The sequence below is a fragment of the Hydrogenovibrio sp. genome (assembly GCF_049975065.1).
Lineage (GTDB): Bacteria > Pseudomonadota > Gammaproteobacteria > Thiomicrospirales > Thiomicrospiraceae > Hydrogenovibrio.
In genome coordinates this window covers 1-6,635 of sequence record NZ_JBNGDN010000010.1, presented here as the reverse complement: position 1 = coordinate 6,635, position 6,635 = coordinate 1, and the positions used below count along the sequence as shown (strand labels likewise).

Sequence of the window (6,635 nt, the reverse complement as noted above, 5' to 3'; positions counted from 1 at the left end):
GAGCGCACCGTTTTGGAACTGAAACGGTTATTGGGTCAATAATCGTTTCAACATCGCTTAAAAGGCGCTTCCAATCTTTCCGGCCTTTTAGGTGACTAAACCGTGTTTCAAGTCAGTGTACACTTGAACCACTAATTCACTCAGTGCACATAATGTTCAAAGGAGTATGATAATGAGTATGAAAAAGTTAGTATTGGCTTCCGTGATTTCAACTGCCTTTTTAGGCGCTCAAACCGCTTCGGCCGACTGGTTCAACGGCCCTTGGAACAACAACGGTTACAATAACGGCTGGGGCAACGGTCAAGGCTGGGGTAACGGTCAGCACCAAGGTCAAGGCCACGGTCAAGGTCAGGGGCAAGGCAAAGGGAACGCCAAGTTCAATATGGGCTTCAGTGCCGATGCCGAGTCGGACATGAGAGGTTCCGGGCGCCAGGACTATAACGGTAACTACTACGGCAATGGCTATAACGGTTACAACGGTTATAATGGTTATAATGGCTATCAAGGCAATAACTGGGGTCAACCCTACTACGGTGGTCAGCCTTATTATGTTCCGCCACAAGGCTATGCGCCGCAACCGGGTTATGCCCCACAGGGTGGACAGATGCCACCACAAGCTCAAGCGCCTATGATGGCACCACCGCCAGCGCCTTACTACCCTTATCCGGCACCACCGGCTGCACCTCAGGGTCAGCCTCAACAACAGCCGGCTAAGTAAAACCGCTCAAAACACTCGGCCTGGCGTTTTACCAGGCCTGGTGATTTTGACTGTCGCCAACAACGCCTAGGAGATAATATGATTACTGTTATAGGCAATTTAAAAGGAGGCACCGGGAAAAGCACGCTGGCGTTTAATCTGGCCGTCTGGCTGGTTTATCAAAAAAAACGTATCCAGCTGTATGATCTCGACCCTCAGCAAACCTTGGCCGATGCTGTAGCTGTTCGACAGGAAGAAGCATATTCGCCCGCCTTGCCATCCACGCAAGACGCAACAAATTTTGCCGATACCCAGTCAATGGCGACCGATTCAGTCGATCACATCTTAATGGATGTCAGCATGAGTAACAGCGATTCGCTTAAAAAAGCCATACGCCTCAGCGATCGCATCATCATACCGGTAGCACCCAGCCAAGCTGATATTTGGTCCACCCAGCGTTTTTTAAAAATGATTCGCGAAGAAAGACCGGCGCCGCCTGAACTGATCGGCGTGGTCAACCGCGCGGACACCCATCCGTTTGTGATTGAAACCCGCGAGACCGAAGAAGCCATGGATGCCCTGCCGGATATGAAACGCATTGATCGACGCCTGCACAACCGCACCGCCTATCGGCGCTCTTTCAGTGAAGGTCTTGGGGTGTTTGAAATGGAACCCAATGGCAAAGCCAGCCACGAATTCAACAAAGTCGCACAACTGTTATTTAGCTAATCAACTGCAACAAGGACTTCATCATGTCAATTTTTCGAGCCATACTCAACAATGGATTTTTCATTCTGCTGCTACTGGTCATCGTAACGCTCTATCTGGCCTATTCCGACAGCATCAAGCGTGATCACGGCATCCTGTCCGAGTCCAATACTGACGTGGCGGCACCCCATTCAGCTTCCAACGAAGCGGGGAAAACCACCGCGTCAGCCGAAGTGGCACCCGTTGAAGTCAACGTTGAACCCGAACAGACATCATCGAATAACGCACCGAAAAGCGCGCCCTCTACCGCATCGGATAACACCGCTCAAGCCCCCGAGCCAGACACAGATCCAAGCGCAGAGGCCACCACTGAAACAGCCGATGGCACGGCGCAAACGGCCCGACAAGCCGCCACTCAGCCGGATGACACAGACGTTCTCATCGTCACCGAGGACATCGTCACTTCTGAAGAGGATCCGCGCGAGTTGCTCAAAGCCTACAAATCCTTTCCTGAAGCCGTTCAGGCCGCACGTCATGCCGCAGAGCAGAAAGATTACACCCAGGCAGAAAAGTTGTATTTTGCCTTGGCACTGGTCACTCGCGACCCGAATATGGCCGGTGAACTTGGCAATATTCTCTATCAAGACAACAAACCTGAATGGGCGGAAAAGGCTTGGTTAGAAGCAGCCAGAATGTTAATCATGCAAGGACAATACGGCCAAGCCATGCAATTTGCACAACGTTTAGCGCCCGGAATGCCACAGGCCGCACAAACCATCCGAAATGAAGTGCAAACTGCCCTGCAAATGCGCCAGCAAGCACCGGCACCAGCGAATATGACACCGCCAGCCGCCATGCCCAATGCCTACGGTCACACGGCTCCGCCAATGCGCCCGATGCCACCTATGCAGCCAATGCCTTTGCCCCAAGCGTATCGGCCAAACTATCCAGCCCCCGCTTTTAACCCAGAGTGATTTCATCATGGCGTCAGGGCATGAAACCCTGTCGCCCTAACGGCGAAATCATTCCAAAACGTGCGAAACAACCAAATCAATAATAAGATGCAATAACCGACCTGCTCAAACACGGTCTTGAAGGAACCCAATGGAAACCACCCTGAATATCGAATCCAGTACACAAAAAGACATTTCGGAACTGTCCAAAACCATGTCCACCGGCATCAAACGCTGGGAAAAAGTCATCTACCCGATGATGATTGCCTTTATCATTCTGGCAGGTTATGGCTTTTACCTGATCTACAATGTCACCAAAAACATGCAGGACATCAGCAATAATATGGTCACCATGACCCGCGCCGTGGTCACCATGACCAACACTTTGAACCGTCAGATGAATACCGTCAATGAAAACATCCAATACATGGCGCAGATGACCACCATGACGGAAACCCTGACGGACATGAATCACAGCATCAGCCAGATGAATCACACGCTGACCGGCATTCACCAGTCGGTTTACTATATGGGCACCTCCACCGGACAAATGAGCAACAACCTCTCTGAGCTCAATAACAATATCTCCACCCCAATGCGCTCCATCAACACCATGATGCCTTGGTCGGCATTTACGTCCAACAATTCACCGCCGGTTCGCACGCCTTATGTTCAGCCAACCCCCAGCTACGGAACACCTCAGGCTTACCCCTACCCGCAGAATGCAATGCCCAGACCTAATCAGAAGGAACACTAACCATGACACCGAAGGAACGTTATCTCAAACTCGAACAACACCTTTCTGAAGAAAACCCGGTGTTACTCGAAATCATTCAGACCTACAAGCGCCTTGACACGATCGGCCATAAAACCGGACTTTTGCCCACCACGGAAAGCTACGCCTCGCAGATTTCTTGGTGGCCATTAATTTCCATTCTCGGTACCTTTTCAGCGGGTAAATCCTCGTTTATCAACCAATACCTGGGTCAGAACGTTCAGGAATCCGGCAACCAAGCCATTGATGACAAATTCACCGTCGTCTGCTATGGCAAAGGCGATGAAGTGAACACCTTGCCAGGCCTGGCCTTAAACGCCGATCCGCGGTTTCCGTTCTTTGGCATCAGCGAAAAAATCAATCAAGTCGAATCCGGCGAAGGCAGCCGCATCGACAGCTACCTCCAGCTCAAAACCGTCCCGCAAAGCGTGCTTAAAGGGAAAATACTCATCGACTCCCCCGGTTTTGATGCCGACTCGCAACGCGACTCCATTTTGAAAATCACCAACCACATTATCGACATGTCCGATCTGGTGCTGGTGTTTTTCGATGCCCGTCACCCCGAGCCAGGTGCCATGCGCGACACCCTTGAACATCTGGTCAAAACCAATATCGGACGCACCGACTCCGATAAAATCCTGTTCATTCTCAATCAGATTGACACCGCCGCCCAAGAAGACAACCCGGAAGAAGTCATCGGCGCTTGGCAACGCGCGTTATCCCAACAAGGGCTGGTGAGCGGCAACTTCTATGCCATCTACAATGAAGCCCTCGCCAATCGGATCGAAGACCCGGCACTGGCCGAGCGCTTCAAACGCAAAAAAGACATTGATCTCAATCACATTCTCACACGGATGCAGAAAGTCAGCACCGAACGCGCTTACCGCATTGCACATGCCGTCGAACACATCACCGAAGACATGACCGAGAGACAGATTCCGGCGCTGAAAAAGGCCATGCAATCCTGGCGCAACACCGTTATGACGATTGACCTACTGCTGTTGGCCATGATTGTCGGTGGCTTGGGCTATTGGCTGTTCACATCACCCACCGTAATGGACAGTTTTCTCAGCTGGAGCAGCGCTTCCATTGCCAACAGTGGAGCTGTGGCGCTGATTGCGCTCATCATTGCTTACGGCGGACATTTTTTCATCCGCAATAAAGTGGCACAGTGGCAGGCGCGTCGCCTGTCGGAAAAATCCCCTCAAATCGCCCATGCCTTGTTGCATAACAACCGTTTCTGGCGCGGCATGTTCCACAAAAACCCGCGCGGATGGGGGCAGCGGAACCGCCGCAAATTGGCCGACATTATTCAGTCCAGTAAACAGGCGATCCAAAAACTCACCGATCAGTTTGCCGAACCCTCCGGCGGTCGTCGTGATGAAACGGCCACACACCGTATCACAACCGATGAAACCGCTCAGACGCCTCCGTCTCAACCCACGCCAACGGTGGAAGCACCGGAAAATCTCCAATCGACAGAATCCAGTAAAACAGGATAGAAAAATCAACAGGGGTCGCGGAACACTTCACGCTTTGATCCACTTCGGCACGCACCCCTGCGTGCCGACCAAAACCATAAAAACACTGCACTCTGAACATTCACCGATTTGAACGCGTTGCAAGCGCGACAAACAGAAGGATGATGTTCATTGGATATCGAAAACCAGATCAAGCTGGCCGCCATGACCGTTAAACGGCTCAAGCCGCCGGTGCCTAAAGAATTCGCCACCATTCAGGAGCATATGCTGCTGGATAACGCGAATCAGGACTATTTTTGCAAATTGGTCGCTCAGTCTCCGGATCGGGCGGCACAACTGCTTCAACTGGCGAAAAAAACCTATATGTCCGATTCAAGAGAAACGCCGACCAACCTCAGACAGATCGCTCATATGTATGGGCTTTACCCGCTTTACACCCTGTATCTGGCATTGGTCATCGAAGACATTGAATGCGGTCGTCAAGAAGTGAACATTATGAATTACAACCGTAATGTCGCCCTGGCTGCGGCGCAGATTGCACACTGGATTTACGAAATTTCGCCTTCCGAAGCCTACTAGATCGGGCTGTTGCATAACATCGGCAGCGTCATGGGCGTGCGCTTGGACGACCACTATCAGGATATTTTTGCCCAGCAGGTGTTTTACCCCTACGCTGGGCTGCAATATGAAGTCCACCGGCTGCAAACCCAGCACAGTCTAATGGGGGCGCTGCTGATTAAAAACTGGGGACTGCGGAATGAAATCTCCAAAGCGGTGATTCTGCACCACGACCGGGATTATTTGAGCAAAACCGAAAAACACCCGAATGTCCGCCAGATCACCGCCATGCTCAAACTGGCAAACTACGTCGCCCTGCTCAGTCACAATGCCGAATCCATTACCCCGGAACTGCTCAATTATCGAGACAACGCGAAGCGGGGACTGGAAAATCTACCACTGGAACAGGTGATGAATGCCGCCCAAGCCGCCATTGAAACCTTCGGCTGCAAGCTTGACTTTTTAGAACCTTACGAGGAAAATTTAATCGATGCCTGCGGGCCCTGGAGATAAATTATGTTTGACGATCAAGACATGCTCGACAACTTTGACAACACCATTGAAGCGCTTGACCAGGAACTGCACCTGCTGGAACAGTACAAAAACATTCTCGACCAGATTGCCATTATCTCCAAAACGGATATTTACGGTACCATCACTTACGTCAATCAGAAATTCAGCGATGTTTCCGGTTATGCCCAACATGAACTGATTGGCCATCCTCATAATGTCGTGCGCCATCCCGACATGCCGTCATCCGCTTTCGAAACCATCTGGCAAACCATTCAAAGCAAGCAGCCCTGGCAAGGCCTGGTAAAGAATAAACGCAAAGACGGCACCGCTTACATCCTCCACAGCCATATTTTTCCAATTCTTTCCGGCAAAAACGGCGACATCGAAGAATTCATCAGTGTGCGCTTCGACGTTACCCAAGACTTCCATAAAACCGCACTGGCCGAGCTGGAACAAGCCAAAACGCAACTGCAATCCAAACACGACCATTTACAAAATTTCTACCATTGCTCCAGCGACGTCAGCCACGACTGGAACCAGTGCCTTGAGCAAATGATATTGCCGGATTTAATGAACCTCAAAGAATGGGGTCAGAAATACCACGGCCCCATTCAGTTTGACGAAATGACACAGCTGATTGAAGAATACGATCAGCTGCAACAAACCGAACTGCGCCTGATCGACGCTCTCAAAGCACAACAAGCCGAAGCTGCGGCCGAAGGCTGGCAGTCTTTTCAGTCACTCACTCAGAAGATGATGTCGCAAATCAATCACATCAGTGCGGCCATCACCAAAAACGACCTGGCACACCACTTGGACGGATCCGACTGACCCTGTTTTAGATGAGTGGCTTTCATGGGTGATCATCACATCCAAAAACACAAAACCGCTAGGCCTGGCGGTTTTTTGTTTTTGGGCTAAGCAAACTCGGTAAATCGAACTTTTGATAC

8 protein-coding genes are annotated in these 6,635 nt (G+C 51.0%); all 8 read left to right on the top strand.

What is annotated here, in order from left to right:
• The first annotated feature begins 172 nt into the window (after positions 1 to 172).
• Positions 173 to 718 (top strand): hypothetical protein, encoded by a 546-nt coding sequence (locus tag ACP5D0_RS02790; protein ID WP_472364046.1) that lies wholly within the window; start codon positions 173 to 175, stop codon positions 716 to 718.
• 78 nt (positions 719 to 796) lie between these two features.
• Positions 797 to 1,426 carry an AAA family ATPase gene (locus ACP5D0_RS02785; protein WP_472364045.1) on the top strand — a complete coding sequence of 210 codons (630 nt, stop codon included), beginning with the start codon at positions 797 to 799 and terminating at the stop codon, positions 1,424 to 1,426.
• A 23-nt stretch (positions 1,427 to 1,449) separates the two neighbouring features.
• Positions 1,450 to 2,379, top strand: a complete 930-nt coding sequence (locus ACP5D0_RS02780; protein WP_472364044.1) for a hypothetical protein — start codon at positions 1,450 to 1,452, stop codon at positions 2,377 to 2,379.
• Positions 2,380 to 2,509: 130 nt separating this feature from the next.
• Entirely contained in the window at positions 2,510 to 3,115 is a 606-nt protein-coding gene (locus tag ACP5D0_RS02775; protein WP_472364043.1) for a hypothetical protein, read from the top strand.
• A gap of 2 nt (positions 3,116 to 3,117) precedes the next feature.
• Positions 3,118 to 4,635: a dynamin family protein gene (locus tag ACP5D0_RS02770; protein ID WP_472364041.1), complete on the top strand. Its 1,518-nt coding sequence runs from the start codon at positions 3,118 to 3,120 to the stop codon at positions 4,633 to 4,635.
• A 150-nt stretch (positions 4,636 to 4,785) separates the two neighbouring features.
• Entirely contained in the window at positions 4,786 to 5,193 is a 408-nt protein-coding gene (locus tag ACP5D0_RS02765) for a hypothetical protein (RefSeq protein ID WP_472364039.1), read from the top strand.
• 9 nt (positions 5,194 to 5,202) lie between these two features.
• Entirely contained in the window at positions 5,203 to 5,685 is a 483-nt protein-coding gene (locus ACP5D0_RS02760) for an HDOD domain-containing protein (RefSeq protein WP_472364038.1), read from the top strand.
• A 3-nt stretch (positions 5,686 to 5,688) separates the two neighbouring features.
• Positions 5,689 to 6,516 (top strand): PAS domain-containing protein, encoded by an 828-nt coding sequence (locus ACP5D0_RS02755; protein ID WP_472364037.1) that lies wholly within the window; start codon positions 5,689 to 5,691, stop codon positions 6,514 to 6,516.
• Positions 6,517 to 6,635 lie beyond the last annotated feature (119 nt).

Bases quoted from the DNA above. Each gene is read 5' to 3' on its own strand.
- ACP5D0_RS02775 (WP_472364043.1), top strand. From the start codon at position 2,510: ATGGAAACCACCCTGAATATCGAATCCAGTACACAAAAAGACATTTCG.
- ACP5D0_RS02780 (WP_472364044.1), top strand. From the start codon at position 1,450: ATGTCAATTTTTCGAGCCATACTCAACAATGGATTTTTCATTCTGCTG.
- ACP5D0_RS02755 (WP_472364037.1), top strand. From the start codon at position 5,689: ATGTTTGACGATCAAGACATGCTCGACAACTTTGACAACACCATTGAA.
- ACP5D0_RS02785 (WP_472364045.1), top strand. From the start codon at position 797: ATGATTACTGTTATAGGCAATTTAAAAGGAGGCACCGGGAAAAGCACG.
- ACP5D0_RS02770 (WP_472364041.1), top strand. From the start codon at position 3,118: ATGACACCGAAGGAACGTTATCTCAAACTCGAACAACACCTTTCTGAA.
- ACP5D0_RS02790 (WP_472364046.1), top strand. From the start codon at position 173: ATGAGTATGAAAAAGTTAGTATTGGCTTCCGTGATTTCAACTGCCTTT.